At 64.7% G+C, this 16,590-nt stretch carries 15 protein-coding genes; 8 read left to right on the forward strand and 7 right to left on the reverse strand.

Features of this window, described 5'->3' with window-relative positions:
• Window positions 1-126 precede the first annotated feature (126 nt).
• The 4 genes from C8C92_RS01255 to C8C92_RS01270 all read left to right on the forward strand — a co-directional run bounded on the left by C8C92_RS01255 (window position 127) and on the right by C8C92_RS01270 (window position 4,145).
• Window positions 127-672 (forward strand): YbhB/YbcL family Raf kinase inhibitor-like protein, encoded by a 546-nt coding sequence (locus C8C92_RS01255; RefSeq protein WP_116742813.1) that lies wholly within the window; start codon window positions 127-129, stop codon window positions 670-672.
• Entirely contained in the window at window positions 662-1,483 is an 822-nt protein-coding gene (locus C8C92_RS01260) for a helix-turn-helix transcriptional regulator (protein WP_207780957.1), read from the forward strand. Before C8C92_RS01255 ends, C8C92_RS01260 begins: the two co-directional genes overlap by 11 nt.
• A gap of 67 nt (window positions 1,484-1,550) precedes the next feature.
• On the forward strand, window positions 1,551-1,889 hold the full coding sequence (locus tag C8C92_RS01265; RefSeq protein ID WP_099761352.1) for a hypothetical protein: 339 nt from the start codon (window positions 1,551-1,553) through the stop codon (window positions 1,887-1,889).
• Between the two features lie 99 nt (window positions 1,890-1,988).
• A complete protein-coding gene (locus tag C8C92_RS01270; protein WP_099761349.1) occupies window positions 1,989-4,145 on the forward strand; it encodes a TonB-dependent receptor in 2,157 nt (718 codons plus the stop codon).
• 182 nt (window positions 4,146-4,327) lie between these two features.
• On the opposite strand, the gene ung is transcribed toward C8C92_RS01270, so the two are convergent.
• The 4 genes from ung to C8C92_RS01290 form a co-directional block, all read right to left on the reverse strand.
• Window positions 4,328-4,996, reverse strand: a complete 669-nt coding sequence (gene ung / locus C8C92_RS01275; protein ID WP_116742814.1) for a uracil-DNA glycosylase — start codon at window positions 4,994-4,996, stop codon at window positions 4,328-4,330.
• A gap of 142 nt (window positions 4,997-5,138) precedes the next feature.
• Window positions 5,139-6,155 carry a lipoyl synthase gene (lipA, locus tag C8C92_RS01280; protein WP_099761344.1) on the reverse strand — a complete coding sequence of 339 codons (1,017 nt, stop codon included), beginning with the start codon at window positions 6,153-6,155 and terminating at the stop codon, window positions 5,139-5,141.
• A gap of 39 nt (window positions 6,156-6,194) precedes the next feature.
• The gene (gene lipB / locus C8C92_RS01285; protein WP_099761341.1) at window positions 6,195-6,899 is read right to left on the reverse strand and encodes a lipoyl(octanoyl) transferase LipB; all 705 of its coding nucleotides are present in this window, start codon (window positions 6,897-6,899) and stop codon (window positions 6,195-6,197) included.
• A gap of 75 nt (window positions 6,900-6,974) precedes the next feature.
• Complete coding sequence (locus C8C92_RS01290) at window positions 6,975-8,447, reverse strand: PLP-dependent aminotransferase family protein (RefSeq protein ID WP_116742815.1); 1,473 nt, start codon at window positions 8,445-8,447, stop codon at window positions 6,975-6,977.
• A gap of 125 nt (window positions 8,448-8,572) precedes the next feature.
• Between C8C92_RS01290 and C8C92_RS01295 the strand changes: the two genes are divergently transcribed.
• Complete coding sequence (locus tag C8C92_RS01295; RefSeq protein WP_116742816.1) at window positions 8,573-9,772, forward strand: multidrug effflux MFS transporter; 1,200 nt, start codon at window positions 8,573-8,575, stop codon at window positions 9,770-9,772.
• Here C8C92_RS01295 and C8C92_RS01300 read toward each other — a convergent pair.
• From C8C92_RS01300 to C8C92_RS01310, 3 genes are all read right to left on the reverse strand, one after another.
• Window positions 9,765-10,061 (reverse strand): DUF493 family protein, encoded by a 297-nt coding sequence (locus C8C92_RS01300; RefSeq protein ID WP_096232782.1) that lies wholly within the window; start codon window positions 10,059-10,061, stop codon window positions 9,765-9,767. The genes C8C92_RS01295 and C8C92_RS01300 overlap by 8 nt on opposite strands.
• A gap of 287 nt (window positions 10,062-10,348) precedes the next feature.
• Entirely contained in the window at window positions 10,349-11,971 is a 1,623-nt protein-coding gene (locus C8C92_RS01305) for a DUF6600 domain-containing protein (protein ID WP_133250682.1), read from the reverse strand.
• Between the two features lie 103 nt (window positions 11,972-12,074).
• Window positions 12,075-12,728 (reverse strand): LysE family transporter, encoded by a 654-nt coding sequence (locus C8C92_RS01310; RefSeq protein WP_116742818.1) that lies wholly within the window; start codon window positions 12,726-12,728, stop codon window positions 12,075-12,077.
• 192 nt (window positions 12,729-12,920) lie between these two features.
• Here C8C92_RS01310 and C8C92_RS01315 point away from each other — a divergent pair, with 192 nt between their 5' ends.
• The 3 genes from C8C92_RS01315 (at window position 12,921) to C8C92_RS01325 (ending at window position 16,537) form a co-directional block, all read left to right on the forward strand.
• Window positions 12,921-13,868 carry a DUF808 domain-containing protein gene (locus tag C8C92_RS01315; protein WP_099761325.1) on the forward strand — a complete coding sequence of 316 codons (948 nt, stop codon included), beginning with the start codon at window positions 12,921-12,923 and terminating at the stop codon, window positions 13,866-13,868.
• Between the two features lie 84 nt (window positions 13,869-13,952).
• A complete protein-coding gene (gene yiaA / locus C8C92_RS01320; protein WP_099761322.1) occupies window positions 13,953-14,384 on the forward strand; it encodes an inner membrane protein YiaA in 432 nt (143 codons plus the stop codon).
• A 44-nt stretch (window positions 14,385-14,428) separates the two neighbouring features.
• Window positions 14,429-16,537, forward strand: a complete 2,109-nt coding sequence (locus C8C92_RS01325; protein ID WP_116742819.1) for an EAL domain-containing protein — start codon at window positions 14,429-14,431, stop codon at window positions 16,535-16,537.
• Window positions 16,538-16,590 lie beyond the last annotated feature (53 nt).

The following is a 16,590-nucleotide window of genomic DNA, read 5'->3' on the forward strand; positions in this document are numbered from 1 at the left end:
ACACGCTCATGGCAACGGCGGATTCAGATAAAAACGAGCGTTTCGGCACCATCAGCGAGCGCATCGGCATCGCGGCGTTATGTTGCGCGACATACACTTTCCCCTATACTTATCGAAAGGAAAATTATGACCGCCTCCCGCTTCCTCGCCGTCATGCTGGGCCTGGCTCTGCATTTGGGTGCCCACGCCGCCGATTTCACGCTCACGAGCGCCGACATCGCCCCTGGCCAGACCCTGGCGAGCGCGCAAGTATTTCAGGGCTTCGGCTGCACGGGCGGCAACCTGGCGCCGCAATTGTCGTGGCACGATGAGCCAGCCGGCACCAAAAGCTATGCCGTCACCGTGTACGACCCGGACGCGCCCACGGGCAGCGGCTGGTGGCACTGGAGCGTGTTCAATATCCCGACCAGCACCACGTCCCTGGCTGCGGGAACGACCACGTCCACCTTGCCGGCCGGCGCCGTGCAAGGACGCAACGATTACGGCGACAGCGCCTACGGCGGCGCCTGTCCGCCACCGGGCGACAAGGCGCACCGCTACCAGCTCACGGTCTGGGCATTGAGCGTGGACAAGCTGCCACTGGACCAGCACGCCAGCGGCGCCATGCTCGGTTACATGCTCAACGCCAATGCGCTGGGCAAAGCGCAGCTGACAGGACTGTATGGCCGATGACATGGAAGCGGTGGCCCTGAGCGAGCTGCGCATCGCGCACGGCACCATCGAGGCGCGCCGCGCGCAAACCCTGCGCCGCGTGCCCGTCTTCCAGAGCGCCCTATGCCGCGTGCGGCACGGAACCAAGCTGCTGGAATGGGGCGCGCGCCAGGCCCGCGCCGGCACGCACGACGTGGTGCTGATGCCGGCGGGACAGGAGCTGGGCGTGGCCAACCTGCCCGGCGCGCAAGGCTACCGGGCGGAAGTGCTGAGTTTTTCACCCGCCCTGATCGCCCGTTTCCGCGCGCGCCATGGCGGCCTCGTCGATACCCAGCTGCGCCAGGCCACCACGGCCAGCCTGTGCGTGCCGCTCGACGTGCACGCGGCGCTCGCCTGGGACCAGCTGACGGCCAGCCTGGCGAGTAACACACCGCCCGCGCTGCTGGCGCACCAGGCGGAAGGCTTGCTGCTGGCCCTGGCCTTGGGCGGCCATTGCGGCCCGCTGCTGCTGGACCGCCGCGATCCGCTAGCCGCGCGCGTGCAGCAAGTGCTGCTGCTGGACCCGGGCGCCGACTGGAGCGTGGCCAAGGTGGCGTCGAAGCTGCACCTGGGTGCCTCGACCCTGCGCCGCCAGCTGGCCCTGGAACAGCGTCACTTCCGCGCCATCCTGGAAGACGTGCGCCTGGGACTGGCCTTGCAGGAATTGCAATCGGGCATCTTACCCATCGGCGACATCGCGGCCGCCTGCGGCTACGCCTCGCCATCGCGCTTCGCGGCCCGTTTCCGCCAGCACTACGGCCTGTCGCCGCGCGAGCTGCGCGCCACCCTGTAAGCGCGCTCTGGCGAAAATCACGCAACAAGCGCTGACAGCGGGGCGATTTTCTTGCTACTATGCGCCCATGTCTTCCCGCCAGCCATCCCGCAAGCCTTACACGGCGTCCGCCCTCGCGCACACGCCGTGGCAGCTGTGCGTGGCCCTGTTCAGTGCGCTGGCCCTCGTGTTCCTGCTGTCGACGGCCGCCTCGCACCTGCACAAGACGACGCTCGACGCGGAAGAGTGCGCGCTGTGCGCCACGGTCATCGACAAGGTGGCCGATCTCGCCGTGCCGCCGGCCATCACCGCGCCGCCGGCCCAGTTATTGCCGTACCGCTTGCTGGCCATCGCACCCGCTACCCTGGCGCCCGCCGCCGCCCTCATCCTGCCGCCCGTGCGCGGCCCGCCTGCCGCCTCACTGTAGTTCCCACGCCGTTTTTCCTTTTTCAGGCTGCACCGCCGCGCGCCGCGTCCTCCGTATGCGCGCCGGGCCGCCTGGCGTTGACTATTTTCGAGGTTTACCATGCAACACACTCCACGTCTGAGCGCGCTGTCGCTCGCCCTTGCCAGCCTGTTCAGCTTTTCCGCCCATGCCGCCGAGCCTGCCGAGGCCAATACCGATGCTGTCCCGCAAGACATGCAAAAGGTCGAAGTCACCTCCGCCCATTTGAAAAGCGCGCGCATCGAGCTGTCGCCGAAAGTCGGCACCACCATCTACAGCATCGACAGCCATATGGTTGACATGCTGGGCCAGGGCGACAACACGCCCTTCAATGAGGTACTGCTGCGCCTGCCTGGCGTGTCGCAGGATTCGAAGGGCTCCGGCGCCCTGCACGTGCGCGATGACCATGCCAACGTGCAATACCGCATCAATGGCGTGCAACTGCCGGAAAGCATCAGCGGCTTTGGCCAGTCGATCGACACGCGGCTGATCGACAAGACCGATTTCATGACGGGCGCCTTGCCGGCCCAGTTCGGCCTGCGCACGGCGGGCATCGTCGATATTGAAACGAAGGAGGGCGGACTGACGCCTGGCGGGCGCATCGGCATCATGCTCGGCAGCCACGACCACGTGGAACCGAGTGCCGAATTTTTCGGCAGCGTGGGCAAGTTCAATTACTACCTGTCCGGCAGCTACCTGGGCAATGCGCTGGGCGTGGAGAATCCGCAAGCCACGCGCAGCGCCTTGCACGACAAGACGCGCCAGAACAAATCGTTCGGCAACCTGTCGTATTTCCTTGATGACAATACGCGCCTGGGCGCCATGTTCGGCACCTACAACGGCCGCTTCCAGATCCCGAACAACCCGAACCAGGCGCCAGGATTTTCCCTTGACGGCCACAGCGATGCGCAGGCGGGCACGTCCACGTTACCGTCGTCGCAGCTGAATGAAAACCAGCGCGAAGTGAACCGTTTTCTGGTGCTGTCCCTGCAAAAAAGCCTGGGCGACATCAATTACCAGGTGTCCGCCTTCCACCAGTATTCGGAACTGCACTTCACGCCCGACACCATCGGCGACCTGATCTACAACGGCGTGGCTTCCGACTCGCGCCGCGCCAACAGCGCTTCCGGCGCGCAATTCGACATCAGCTACAAGCTGCACCAGGACCACACCGTGCGCGCGGGCCTGGCCTATACGCGCCAGAAGACGACCAGCAACAACACGGTGGCCGTCTTCCCGAGTATTGACGGCGCGCAAACGTCCAGCACGCCGATCACGGTGCTGGACAACAGCGGCAAGACGGGCACCCTGGCCAGCTTTTATCTGCAGGATGAATGGCATATCAGCAAACCCCTGACCCTGAATTACGGCGCCCGCTTCGACAAGGTCTCGGCCTACACGAGCGAGCAGCAATGGAGCCCGCGCGTGAATCTGGCCTACAAAATCGCGCCGGGCACGGCCCTGCACGCGGGCTATTCGCGCTACTTCACGCCGCCACCGCAGGAACTGGCGGCGCAAGCCAGCATCGACCTGTACGCCAACACGACGAATGCGCCGGCAATCGGCCAGTCGGACAACGTCAAGGCCGAACGCACGCATTACTACGACGTGGGCATCAGCCACCAGGTGAGTTCGAAACTGACCGTGACGGCCGATGTGTACTATAAAAAGATTAACAACCTGCTGGATGAAGGCCAGTTCGGCCAGGCATTGATTTTGACGCCATTCAACTATGCGGATGGCTACGCCAAAGGCCTGGAATTATCCGCCATCTACAGCGAGAAAAACTGGGGCCTGTTCCTCAACGCCAGCACGCAAAAGGCGCAGGGGCGCAACATCAATTCGGGGCAAGCCCTGTTTGGCGCTGATGAGTTGAACTACATCAGCTCCCACTATGTCTACCTCGATCATGACCAGAAATACACGCTGTCCGGTGGTGGCCATTATCACTTTGGCGATTCGCAAGTGAGCGCTGACTTCCTGTACGGCAGCGGCCTGCGCATGACCCCGGACGGCGGCGCACCGAATTCCGGCCACTTGCCCAGCTACTTCACCGTCAACACGGCGCTCACGCATACGTGGAAGAACACGCCCGTGGGCAAGGTGGAAGGACGACTGGCCCTGATCAACCTGTTCGACAAGTCGTACCTGCTACGCGACGGTTCCGGCGTAGGCGTGGGGGCGCCGCAGTATGGCGCCCGCCGCAGCATCTACGCCGGCCTGTCCACCAGCTTTTAACACCTGACAGTACCTACTGCGCGGCGTGGGGCGCGGCCTCCGATGCTCACTGTGCTAAAGCACAGCTGCGCTTCTCGGCCACGCCGCACATCCGCTCGCTACGGTTCTGTCCAGGTGTTGTAAGTCGCGCGAAGACAGCGGCAGGGAGCAACGCCTGCCGCTGTCGGTTGCCGTCTCAGGAATCAGCTATCGCCCCAGACGACGGGCGTCTGGCCATGCGCCTGCAAATACGCATTCGCCTGGCTGAACGGCTTGCTGCCAAAGAAACCTTTGCTGGCCGACAAGGGCGACGGGTGCGGCGCCGCCAGCACCAGGTGCTTGCCGGGGTCGATCAGGCTGCGCTTGGCTTGCGCATAGCCGCCCCACAGGAGGAACACGAGGTGCTCGCGCTCGGCGGACAGATGGGCAATCGCGCTATCGGTCAGCGTTTCCCAGCCCTTGGCCGCATGCGAGCCGGCCGCCCCGGCGCGCACCGTCAGCACGCTGTTGAGCAAAAACACGCCTTGCTCGGCCCAGTCGGACAAATCCGTGCGCGTGCGCTCGACGCCCACATCCGTGGCTAATTCCTTGAAAATGTTTTGCAAGCTCGGCTGCGGCGGATGGCCGTCCGGCACGGAAAAGCACAAGCCCATGGCCGCGCCGGGCGTGTGATATGGGTCTTGCCCCAGGATCACGACTTTCACCTGCTCGAACGGCGTCAGGTCGAACGCGCGAAAAATGGTTTTACCGGGAGGACAACACGGCCCGGCCGCATATTCCGCCTTGACGAAGGCCGTCAGGCGTTCCCAGTAGGGCTGGGCGAATTCCCCTTCCAGCCGCGCCTTCCACGATGCGTCGATGCGTACGTCCATGCGTCACCTCATAGCCGATTCGTCCACCATGCTTTGTCAGCCTGCCAGTATAGGACGCTCGGCAGCATGGTGCGCATACGATACGAACAGGCAAAAAAAAGCCGCCAGCGTGAGCGGGCGGCCTTGATCTGGCGTAAAGGGCTTAGAAATTCAGCGCCGATTCCACGCCGGCGCTGTGCGCCTGTTCATCCGCATGGTACGAGCTGCGCACCATGGCGCCGACGGCGGCGTGGGTGAAGCCCATTTTATACGCTTCCGCTTCGAACATTTTGAACACGTCCGGGTGCACGTAGCGGCGCACGGGCAAGTGGCTGTTCGATGGCGCCAGGTATTGGCCGATGGTCAGCATGTCGATGTCGTGCTCGCGCATGTCGCGCATGACTTGCAGAATTTCCTCGTCCGTCTCGCCCAGGCCCACCATGATGCCGGACTTGGTCTTCACGTCCGGGTACATGGCTTTAAAGTCTTTCAGCAGCTTCAGCGAGTGCATGTAGTCGGAGCCGGGACGCGCTTCCTTGTACAGGCGCGGCGCCGTTTCCAGGTTGTGGTTCATGACGTCAGGCAAGCCATCCTTGAACAACAGCAGGGCTTTTTCCAGGCGGCCACGGAAGTCGGGCACCAGCACTTCGATGCGGGTGTTCGGCGACAGGGCGCGCGTTTGCTGGATGCACTCGACGAAATGGCCGGCGCCGCCGTCGCGCAAGTCATCGCGGTCGACGGAGGTGATGACGACGTAGTTCAAGCGCAGCTTGGCGATGGTTTTCGACAGGTTGGACGGCTCTTCCTTGTCCAGCGGATCAGGACGGCCGTGGCCGACGTCGCAGAACGGGCAGCGGCGCGTGCACTTGTCGCCCATGATCATGAAGGTGGCCGTGCCCTTGCCGAAGCATTCGCCGATGTTCGGGCAGCTGGCTTCCTCGCACACCGTGACGAGCTTGTTTTCGCGCAGGATATCCTTGATTTCATAGAAACGGGTCGATGCCGATGCGGCCTTGACGCGGATCCAGTCCGGCTTTTTCAGGCGCTCGACTTGCTCGATCGGAATGATCTTGATCGGGATGCGCGACGTCTTGCTGGCGCCTTTTTGCTTTTCGCTCGGGTTGTACGCGGGAGCGGCGGTCGCGGCGGGGGCGGTGCTGGAAATGGTCTCAGAAGTCATGGCTGCAAGCCCTTGAGGGGCAAAGTTTGGTTTGTTTGCTCAGGCATCCGTTGCCTGAGGCGCGCCTGCGGCGCTGTTTACTTCGCTTACATCGAGTAATACGGTCAATTCATGGGCCAGGGCCCGCTGCACCTCGGCCAGCGGCGCCACCACGCCCATGCTGCGCATGTCCACCGTCTTCAGGCCGGAATAGCCGCAGGGGTTAATCCAGGAAAACGGCGCCAGGTCCATCGCCACGTTGAGCGATACGCCATGGTAGGTGCAGCCGTTGCCGCGCACTTTCAATCCCAGCGCGGCGATCTTCGCACCCTTGCTTGGTCCGCCGGCGATATAGATGCCAGGCGCGCCATCGATGCGTTCGCCAGCAAGATTATACGCCGCCAGCACGTTGATGATGGCTTGCTCGATTTTATGCACGAACTGGCGCGCATACAGCTTGCCGCCCGGCTTGTTGCGGCGCAAGTCCATCAACAGATAAATCACCACCTGGCCGGGGCCGTGGAAGGTGACTTCGCCGCCCCGGTCCGTCTGCACCACGGGCACATTCTCGGCGCCGGCCAGCAAATGGCCGCGGTCGGCCGCCAGGCCCAAAGTAAATACGGGCGGATGCTCGACGATCCACAGTTCGTCGCGCGTGTCCGTCGTGCGCGCGTCGGTAAAGGCGCGCATGGCGGCAAAGGTGGGCTCGTAATCGACGCGGCCCAGCTCGCGGATCAGCGCCGTTTCGGTGCGGGTGGTGGTCATGACAGATTCTGTAATCAGCTGCCGGCGCCCTGCGGACGCTGCGGCGAAGCCGTGATTATAAGCCAGGCCGCCGTTTCATTCAGCCCCGGGCGCGGGCAACAGCAGCAATCTGCCCAATTTTTGTGCAGCGTGGCGCACCTGGGCCAGACTCAGCGCCGTGTAACCGAGCAACACGGCCGGCGCCAGCCTGGCGCTATGGCAAAAGTCGCCGAGCGGCTGCAGCGCCAGCCCCTCCTGCGCCGCGCGCGCGCAAAACGCCCGTTCGTCGGCATCCGGCGGCAGCCACAGCACGCAATGAAAGCCCGCCTGCTGGCCTGAAATCGTGTAGCGGCCGGGGGCGACCTGCTCCAGGCAAGCCAGCAGCAGGTCGCGCCGCTCCTTGTAGGCCAGGCGCGCCTGGCGCAAATGACGCACGAAAGCGCCTTCCTCCATCCAGGCAGCCAGCGCCAGCTGCTGCGTCACGCCCACGGAGCGGCCCGTCAACTGCACGATGCGCAGCAGTGGCGGTCGCAGGGCGGGCGGCAGCACCATGAAGCCCACGCGCAGGCCGGCAAACAGGGTCTTGTTGAAACTGCCACAGTAGATCACGCGCTGATACTGGTCGAGCGCCTTCAGGGCCGCCAGCGGGGCGCTGTGGTAATTGAATTCGCTGTCGTAATCGTCTTCCACCACCCAGGCGCCGCTGTCGTTCGCCCATTCCAATAACGCCAGGCGGCGCGTGACGGACATGGTCACGCCCTTCGGCGACTGGTGCGCCGGCGTCACATACGCGAGGCAGGCGTCGGTGTGCGCGGCCAGGGCGGTGCAATCGATGCCCTCGGCGTCGACGGCAATGTCCACCGGCACGGCGCCGGCCAGGGCGAACAGGGCGCGCGCGGCCGGGTACCCCGGTTCTTCCAGGCAAACCTTGTCGCCATCGCGCACGATGCCGCGCGCCAGCAAGTCGATCGCGTGGCGGATGCCGGTGGTGACAACGATGTCTTGCGGGTCGCAGCGGATGCCGCGGTACTTGGCGAGAAAATCGGCGATCTGCTGGCGCAACTGGAGCAGGCCGGCCGGATCGGCGCTGCACAGCTGCTCCGGCGTGGCGGCCGCCAGCGCCCGCGTGGCGCACTTGGACCAGGCAGCCATGGGAAACAGGCTGGCGTCGGCGCGCCGCGCCACGAACGGCAAGCCGTCGCGCACGCCCGTATCAGACAAAGGTACCGGCTCGGAAAATGGCCCGACCGGGGTGGTATCTGTAAATCCTGCCATCAAAAAACGTTCCGGCACCACGGCGCACACGCGCGTGCCGGAGCCGGGCACGCGCGTCACATAGGCTTCCGCGTGCAAGCGATCGAACACGGTTTCGATGGTGCCGCGCGACAATTCCCAGCGTTCGGCCAGGGTGCGGCTGGACGGCAGCCGGCTACCCGCCGGCAGCATCTTCGTCAGGATGGCCGAGCGCAGCGCTTCATACGCGCCATCCTGCTTGTTGACGCCCGCCTTGTCGAGCCAGCTGGTGGGACGCGGCAAGTCCAGGGCGTGCGGTGATTTTCCTCGCGGCATGATGATCGTCCAAGTGGTCCAATGAATTTTCTGATGACTGGCACTTCGCATTACACCACAACCATCCTACTCTCACCGTTCCGGTGCGCCAACGGGGCGCACGTTTGCAAGGATCGTGTAAAACAATGCAGAAACAACTCGCTGTATGGGCCTGGGGTAGCATCGTGCTGCTGCTGGTCTGCCTGTCGCGCATCAGCATCGACATCTATTTACCTTCGCTGCCGGCCATGGCCGATGCCCTGCAGGCCAGCGATGCCCAGTTGCAACTTACCCTGAGCCTGTTCATGGCTGGCTCGGCCGCCTCGATGCTCGCTTGCGGGCCGCTGGCCGACCGTTACGGCCGCCGCCCCGTGCTGCTGGCCGGCACGGGCATTTTTGTGCTCGCCAGCATCGTCTGCACCTTCACCAGCGACGTGCACGTGCTGATCGCCGCGCGCGTGCTGCAGGCGTTCGGCGGCTGCAGCGGCACCATCATCGGCAGGGTCATGGTGCGCGACCGGTTTGACGCCGCCACGCAGGCGCGCATGCTGGGGAAAATATCGATGGTGATGGGCTTGTCGCCGATCCTGGCGCCGCTGGCCGGCAGCGTGCTCGACGCGGCCTTCGGCTGGCGTGCCGTGTTTGGCGTGCTGTGCCTGCTGGGCGCGCTGTCGCTGGGCCTGATCGCCGCGTATGTGCCGGAAACCAGGCCGGCCGGCGCCGTCCCCCAAGGCAATACCCTGGCCCTGTACCGCCGCCTGCTGGGCGACGCGTATTTCCTGCGCTATACGCTGGCCATCGGCTGTGTGTATTGCACGTATTTCCCATTCATCGCGGAATCATCCGTGCTGTTACAAAGGCGCATGCATCTGTCGCCGCACGCGTATGCGCTGGTGTTCGCGCTGACGGTCAGCGGCTATATCGTAGGATCGAGCCTGTTCCGCGCCCTGGGGCCGCGCCTGGGTGCCGATTACATGCTGGGCGTGGCGGTGCTGATCAATGTGGCGGGCGCGGCCAGCCTGTTGCTGGCGGGCACGTTGGCACCGCAGCATGTCGCGTCGCTGGTGGCGCCGATGCTGCTGGTGATGGTGTCGGTGGGCATGGCCATTCCGGCCTGCCAGTTGGCCGTGCTGCAGCCGTATGGCGCCCAGGCGGGCAGCGCCTCGGGCCTGTTCTTCTTCGTGCAGATGGCGATTACGGCCGTCTGCGGCGCCGTCATCGCCGCCATCACGGATGGCAGCGAAAAGCCCCTGCTGTGGGTGACGGCAGGGGCCAGTGGCGCCTTTGCCGCCGTCTGGCTGCTCACGAAGAGCCGGGCCAGCGTGGCGGCAGCCAGCCTTACATGACGATCTTGACCATCGGATGGCCCGACAGCGCCATGTACAGGGCGTCGAGCTGCTCGCGGCTGATGGCGCGCACGGTCACGGTCAGGCCCGTGTAATTGCCCTTGGGCGATGGACGCTCTTCCATGCGGCCCTCGTGGAAGGTCGGATCATGGCTGATGACCAGTTCCAGCATGGTGGGCGCGAAATCGACGTGCGTCGGACCCATGATCTTGATGGGAAAGTCGCTCGGGTATTCGATCAGCGATTCGCTGGGAGGAATGATGTGTTCGGTGGGAGGGGTCGTTTGCATGGGAAATCCAATCAGTGCCGGTCAGTGCCAAAGACGTATTGTAGCCAACTTTGGCAGCGCCTGCGCCCGCTGCCATGGCGCCAGGGGCACGGAAAAAAAAAGCCAGCTGGGTAAGCTGGCGAAAACTATTTCGTTTGGACAAAATAGCCGGAAAAGTCGCTGCCATGACGTGGAGGAAAAGCAGTGGTCGTACTGTAGACAAACCACGCCGGCTTTACCTCCGGTATGTGACGAACTGCGCCTTTTGCGGCCTGAACGTCGATACGGCGCGACAGACGACACGGCCGTCAGCGCTCCGCTTCCTGCTGCAGCCGGCCATTGCGGCCGGGATTGCCGCGCTCATTGCCTCTGTCATGACTGCGTTCACGTGGCGGCCCGCTGCGTTCGCTGACCGGACGCGGCTGCGGCCGCTCGGCGCGCGGCCGTTCTTCGCCACGCCACCCGGGGCGGCCCACCTGGTCTTGTACCGGCGGCAAGGCCGGCATTGCCGGCATCAAGGGCTGGGCCGGCATCGGCGGCTGCTGCGGCTGGGCCGGCACGGGCTGCCGGTTCGGCTGCATGGGACGCGGCGCCAGGTGCGTCTGGCCATCGTCCGTCTGCAAGCGGCCGGGGCGATTGACCCAGTCGCGCCGGGGCGGCCTGTCGCCGCGCGGCGCATCAACGGGACGCTGCCAGTTGCCCGCCGGCGCAGGCGCCGTGCTCAAGGGCAAGCTTTGCAGGACGGGCGGTGGCATGCTGGTGCGGTTGCGGCGCGGCACGTCGACCGTGCGCGAGCCGCCAAAACGCTCGCCGGGCAGCATCGTCATGCCCTCGCGGCGTTCGCGTTCACCCACCACGGAGCGGCGCCCCTCGGCCACGCGGTTGATACGGCGTTCATACTCCGCGCTGGCACGGTAGCCGGGCACATAGCGCTCATGCGGCGACAAGGGAAACCAGCCCACGCCGGGGCGCTGCTCATGGTGTGTCCCGGGGTGGCCGCCGACCCAGCCCACCAGGGCCGGGGCCCAAGGTACGCGGCCGCGCTCGCGCCCCGGCGCCCAGCCCCAGCGCTGGCCCAGCAGCACCCAGCGGCCGTAATGCGAGGGCGCGTAGCCCCACGGTGCATTGTCGACCCAGGTCCAGCCCCATGGCGCGATCCACGTCCAGCGCCCGTCGCTGTACGGCGCCCAGCCAGCCGGCACCGCGCTGGGCAGCCACAGCGGACCATATTGCGCATCGTCCTGCCAGGCGCCGTAGCGGTCCAGCTCTTCATAGCCGGTGGTATCGTCCGTGACATAGCGCAAGGCCGGCGCGGCGGCGGACAAGGCTTCGGGCCAGTTGTCGAACGCGATCCGCTGCAAGGCGCCCGTGCGCAAGTCCTCGTCCGTCAATTCCGCGCGCTGGCCGGCACGCAAAGTCACGCTGCCCGTCGCGCCATCCACGTCGGCCGCACCGTCGAGCACGCTGACGACGCTGGTGCCGCTCTGGCGCCCCGCCTCGATGCGCACCCAGCCCGGCTGGGTCAGGATCACGCGGGCCTGGGCGGTGGTCAGCTCGAAGCCGCGCAGCGCATCGGGATTGCGCACGCGCACGCTGACCGTGCCATAGCCGAGGTGCAGCTTGAAACTGTCGTCATCGAGCTCGCTCACTTCCAGCTCGGAATCGCCGTCGAGGCGCACGGCGGCCGCGCCCACGCGCAATTCCGCCAGCGCGCCGCGCATGGTGCTCAGGCGGTTATCCGTCGTGACGGGCCAGTTCAGCAGGGCGTTTTGCGCCTCGCCATCGCCGGCGCGCACCAGCACTTGCCCTTCGACGGTGGAAATGCGCCCCACGCGGGCAGGCGGATCCTGCGCCAGGGCGAAGGTGCATGCCGACGACAGCAGCATGGCGCACACGGTGTTCAAGAGGGGGAGAGACAGGATAGGACGCATGGCAGCGCTCCAGGCAAGACGTACAAGGATGATTGCTATCGATTACATCCGCATAGTGCGGGCACCGCAAGCGGGCTTACAAATGTTTGCATGTTGACCGGACTCAGGATGCCGCCTGGCCACCCCGCTTGACGAAGAACAATGCCGTGCCGACGGCCATCAGCAAGCCGCCAAAGAAGCGGTTCTGCTTCTTCACGGCCTTGGCATCGCGGAAAAAGCGCTGCATCGACGAGGCGAGGAAAGCGTAGCTGTGCATGACGATCTGATCGATCGTGCACATGGTGACGGCCAGGATCAGCAGTTGCGGCAACAGCGGCGCCGTGGGGCTGATAAATTGCGGCAACACCGCCACCATGAAAATGATGCCTTTCGGATTCGTCACATTGGTCAGAAAACCCGTCAGCACGCGCCGGCGCATGGACGGCACCACCGCGTCGGCATGCAGGTCGCCCGTGAGGTTGCCCGTGACGGCCACCTTGGCGCGCCACTGCGACAGGCCCAGGTAGATCAGGTACAGCGCACCCACCGTCTTGACAATATTGAACGCCACTTCGGAGGCCAGCAGCAAAGAGCCCACGCCGGCGCCGGCGATGCCCAGCACCACCAGCAGCCCCAGCTGCAGGCCGAGGATGGTGGCGCTGGCCTTCTTCACCCCGTAGGACAGGCCGTGCGACATCGACAGCACGGCGCCCGAGCCGGGCGAGACGGCGATGATGGAGGCGGCGATGACAAAGGTGATCCAGGTGGCGAAATGCATGCGGTTTCCCAAAAATGGTAACAAGAGGCAATTTTAACCCGCTCAGTGCGGCCCTGCCGGCCATCCCTGAGGTAAGATCGCAAGGATGCCTTACCCACGTCACCCCTTGCCGTACAACCAAGAATAACATCATGAAAAACAACACTTTCCTCGCCCCACGATTCCCTGTCACCACTGCGGGAGCGCGCTGAGATGGCCGGCTCCAGCCTGCTGGCCCTGCTCGACGACATCGCCAGCATCCTCGACGACGTTTCCCTGATGACCAAGGTGGCCGCCAAGAAGACGGCCGGCGTGCTCGGCGACGACCTGGCCCTGAACGCGCAGCAAGTGGCCGGCGTGCGCGCCGAGCGCGAATTGCCCGTCGTCTGGGCCGTCGCCGTCGGCTCGCTGAAGAACAAGGCCATCCTCGTGCCCGCCGCGCTGGCCATCAGCGCGTTTGCGCCGTGGGCCATCACGCCGCTCCTGATGCTGGGCGGCGCCTACCTGTGCTTCGAGGGCTTCGAAAAGATCGCCCATAAATACCTGCACCCGGACGACAGCCACAAGGCCGAGCTGGCACAGGCCCTGCGCGACCCGCAAGTCGACCTGGTGGCGCTGGAAAAGGACAAGATCAAGGGCGCCATCCGCACTGACTTCATTTTGTCAGCGGAAATCATCGTCATCGCCCTCGGTACGGTGGCCGCGGCCACCTTCGCCGAGCAGGTGGCCGTCGTCGTCGGCATCGCCCTCATCATGACGGTGGGCGTGTATGGCCTGGTGGCCGGCATCGTCAAGCTCGATGACGCGGGCTTTTATCTGGCCGCGCGCAAGGGCGCAGGCGCGCTGATGAACGGCGTGCGCGCATTTGGCCGCATGCTGGTGTCGGCGGCGCCGAAACTGATGAAATTCCTGTCCGTGGTGGGCACGCTGGCCATGTTCATGGTGGGCGGCGGCATTTTGACGCACGGCTGGCCGTGGGCCAGCGCCATGCTGCACCACGCGGAAGCAGCCGTCGGCGGCGTGGCTCTCGTTGGCCCCGTGCTGGCTGCCGTCACGCCCAGCCTGATCAACGCGGTGGCCGGCGTCATCGCCGGTGGCCTGGTGCTGGCCGGCGTCACGGCCGTGTCAGCTTTGTTGCGCATGATCAAGCCAAACAAATAAGCTTTCTGGTCTGATGGGGCGGCAGGCGCATCCGTGCCTGCCGCCCCGGCCATGCCGGCGGCGCCCGCTGCCCATGGAGACCCTATGCAGACATCCCCCATCCAACGTCCCAGCAGCGCCTTCATCGGTGCCTCCTGGGCGGCACTGCTGATCGGCGCCATCACCTATTTGACCGGCCTGTGGAACGCCGGCATGCCCCTCAACGAGAAGGGCTATTACTTCACGCTCCTGATGTATGGCCTGTTCGCCGCCGTCTCGCTGCAAAAATCCGTGCGCGACCGCACGGAAGGCATCGCCGTGACGGGCATGTATTTCGGCCTGTGCTGGATTTCCGTACTGCTGGCCTTGCTGTTATTGACGGTGGGCCTGTGGAACGCCAGCCTGCAGAATAGCGAGAAGGGATTTTATGCGATGGCATTCCTGCTGAGCCTGTTTTCCGCCGTGGCCGTGCAAAAGAATGTGCGTGATGTGGCACGCGCAACGCCAGCCACCTCCGCCGACGCGCCGGGAACTTAAACAGCAGCGGCGCATCTATTCTGTATCCATGTCGGGAGAGGATGATGGGTGACCAGCAGAAACGTTTACAGATGGCGCTGGAAGCGGCGCACATGGCCATCTGGGATTCGCGCATCGTCGATGGCCAGGTCATCGACGGCACGGTCATCTGGTCGGCCAGGGGTGCGGCCTTGCTGGGCCTGGAGGCGCGCGCCCTGACCCATTCCTTCCCCGCTTTCCTCGACTGCGTGCATGCCGATGACCGCGACAAGGTGGTCAACGTGCTGCAAGACGGCGTGCGCCGGCGCGGCGGCTACGCCCTGCAATACCGGGTCATCTGGCCCGACGGCAGCGAACACTGGCTGGCGGCCAAGGCGCAGGTCTTCATGGATGGCGGCGGGCATCCCGAACGCACGCTGGGCATCATCTGGGATGTCACCGAGCACATGGCGCGCGAGCTGATGATCGCCGAACGCAAGGAGCTGGCCGAAGTGACGCTCAGCTCCATCGGCGACGGCGTCATCACCACCGATCCACAAGGCAAGACGCGCTACCTGAACCGCGTGGCGGAACAATTAACGGGCTGGAGCAGCCAACTGGCCGAAGGCCTTGATATCCGGCAAACGCTGCAGCTGATCGATGAAAACACGGGCGCAGCGCTCGAGCACGTGGCCCTGAAATGCCTGCTGCAGCGCCAGGCCATCGGCGTGTCCACGCACACGCAACTGATCACGCGCAAAGGACGGCGTATTTCGATCGAGGACTCCGCCGCCCCCATCTGGTCGCGCGACGGCGCTATCCTTGGCGCCGTGATCGTGTTCCGCGACGTCAGCCACGAACGAAAATTAAGCCGGCAACTGTCGTGGCAAGCCACGCACGACACCTTGACGCAGCTGATCAACCGGCGCGAATTCGAACACCTGGTGGCGGGCGCCCTGCACACGGCCAAGCAGGAAGGCCACGCGCATGCGCTGCTGTACCTCGACCTGGACCAGTTCAAGGTCATCAACGACACCTGCGGCCATGGCGCCGGCGACGTGCTGCTGCAACTGCTGGCCAAGATGCTGCAGGGGAAGATGCGCGACAGCGACATCCTGGCGCGCCTCGGCGGCGATGAACTGGGCGTGCTGCTGCCCCACTGTCCGCTCGAGCATGCGCGCCTGATTGGCGAACAGCTGCGTCTAGCCATCCACGAATTCCCGTTCGCCTGGGACGAACGCAGCTTCGAGCTGGGCGTGAGCATCGGCATCGTGGAAATCAACCAGGACAGCAAGTCCATGAGCGAGCTGCTGAGCGCCGCCGATCAGGCGTGCTACCTGGCCAAGGAGCAGGGCCGCAACCGCATTCATCTCTATCAGGAGTCGGACGTCATGCTGGCGCAGCGGCATGGCGAAATGCTGTGGATCTCGCGCCTGAACGAAGCGTTCACGCACGACTACTTCCGCCTGTACGCCATGCCCATCGTGCACCTGCACGACAGCCCGGAACACCACGACGAAGTGCTGATCCGCATCCGCAACGGCAAGGGCGACCTGATACTGCCCGGCGCCTTCATTCCCGCCGCCGAACGCTACGACATGATGCTGTCCATCGACCGCTGGGTCATCCGCGCCGTCTGCCAGCATATCCAGAGCGTGCGCGACAGCCTGCCGCCTTTGGCCGCGCTGGCGGAAAGCCGGCGCCGCACACCGGCCCTGTATTCCGTCAACCTGTCGGGCATGTCGCTGGCCGACCCCGGCCTGCAAGACTACATCACGGCGCAGTTCGTACAGTACGCGATTGCGCCCGAACAAATCTGCTTTGAAATCACGGAAACGGCCGTCATCGCCAACTTGCCAAAAGCGCAAGTGTTCATGCGCCAGCTCAAGGCCATGGGTTGCCGCTTCTCGCTCGACGACTTCGGCAGCGGCTTTTCCTCGTTCGGCTACCTGCGGGCCCTGCCCGTCGACTATCTGAAGATCGACGGCATCTTCGTGCGCGGCATCGCCACCAATGCCATCAACCGCGCCATGGTCAAGGCCATCAATGAAGTAGGCCACGTGATGGGCTTGAAAACGGTGGCCGAATACGTGGAAAACGCGGAAACCCTGGCCATCATCCGCGAACTGGGCATCGACTACGCGCAAGGCTACGCCGTGGGCGGCTTGCGGCCCCTGACGGCGGGCATGGATTAGCCTCCACCGGCAACCAGTAGCTTTAAAACAATGCCGCATTGCTATCCCTAAAT

The organism is Janthinobacterium sp. 78 (assembly GCF_003096775.1).
GTDB classification, from domain to species: Bacteria; Pseudomonadota; Gammaproteobacteria; order Burkholderiales; family Burkholderiaceae_D; genus Janthinobacterium; species Janthinobacterium tructae.

Excerpts from the sequence above, each read along its gene's own strand:
- C8C92_RS01270 (WP_099761349.1), top strand. The coding sequence starts at position 1,989 with ATGCAACACACTCCACGTCTGAGCGCGCTGTCGCTCGCCCTTGCCAGC.
- C8C92_RS01295 (WP_116742816.1), top strand. The coding sequence starts at position 8,573 with ATGCAGAAACAACTCGCTGTATGGGCCTGGGGTAGCATCGTGCTGCTG.
- lipA (WP_099761344.1), bottom strand. The coding sequence starts at position 6,155 with ATGACTTCTGAGACCATTTCCAGCACCGCCCCCGCCGCGACCGCCGCT.
- C8C92_RS01310 (WP_116742818.1), bottom strand. The coding sequence starts at position 12,728 with ATGCATTTCGCCACCTGGATCACCTTTGTCATCGCCGCCTCCATCATC.
- yiaA (WP_099761322.1), top strand. The coding sequence starts at position 13,953 with ATGCAGACATCCCCCATCCAACGTCCCAGCAGCGCCTTCATCGGTGCC.
- lipB (WP_099761341.1), bottom strand. The coding sequence starts at position 6,899 with ATGACCACCACCCGCACCGAAACGGCGCTGATCCGCGAGCTGGGCCGC.
- ung (WP_116742814.1), bottom strand. The coding sequence starts at position 4,996 with ATGGACGTACGCATCGACGCATCGTGGAAGGCGCGGCTGGAAGGGGAA.
- C8C92_RS01265 (WP_099761352.1), top strand. The coding sequence starts at position 1,551 with ATGTCTTCCCGCCAGCCATCCCGCAAGCCTTACACGGCGTCCGCCCTC.
- C8C92_RS01305 (WP_133250682.1), bottom strand. The coding sequence starts at position 11,971 with ATGCGTCCTATCCTGTCTCTCCCCCTCTTGAACACCGTGTGCGCCATG.
- C8C92_RS01315 (WP_099761325.1), top strand. The coding sequence starts at position 12,921 with ATGGCCGGCTCCAGCCTGCTGGCCCTGCTCGACGACATCGCCAGCATC.
- C8C92_RS01290 (WP_116742815.1), bottom strand. The coding sequence starts at position 8,447 with ATGCCGCGAGGAAAATCACCGCACGCCCTGGACTTGCCGCGTCCCACC.
- C8C92_RS01260 (WP_207780957.1), top strand. The coding sequence starts at position 662 with ATGGCCGATGACATGGAAGCGGTGGCCCTGAGCGAGCTGCGCATCGCG.
- C8C92_RS01325 (WP_116742819.1), top strand. The coding sequence starts at position 14,429 with ATGGGTGACCAGCAGAAACGTTTACAGATGGCGCTGGAAGCGGCGCAC.
- C8C92_RS01255 (WP_116742813.1), top strand. The coding sequence starts at position 127 with ATGACCGCCTCCCGCTTCCTCGCCGTCATGCTGGGCCTGGCTCTGCAT.
- C8C92_RS01300 (WP_096232782.1), bottom strand. The coding sequence starts at position 10,061 with ATGCAAACGACCCCTCCCACCGAACACATCATTCCTCCCAGCGAATCG.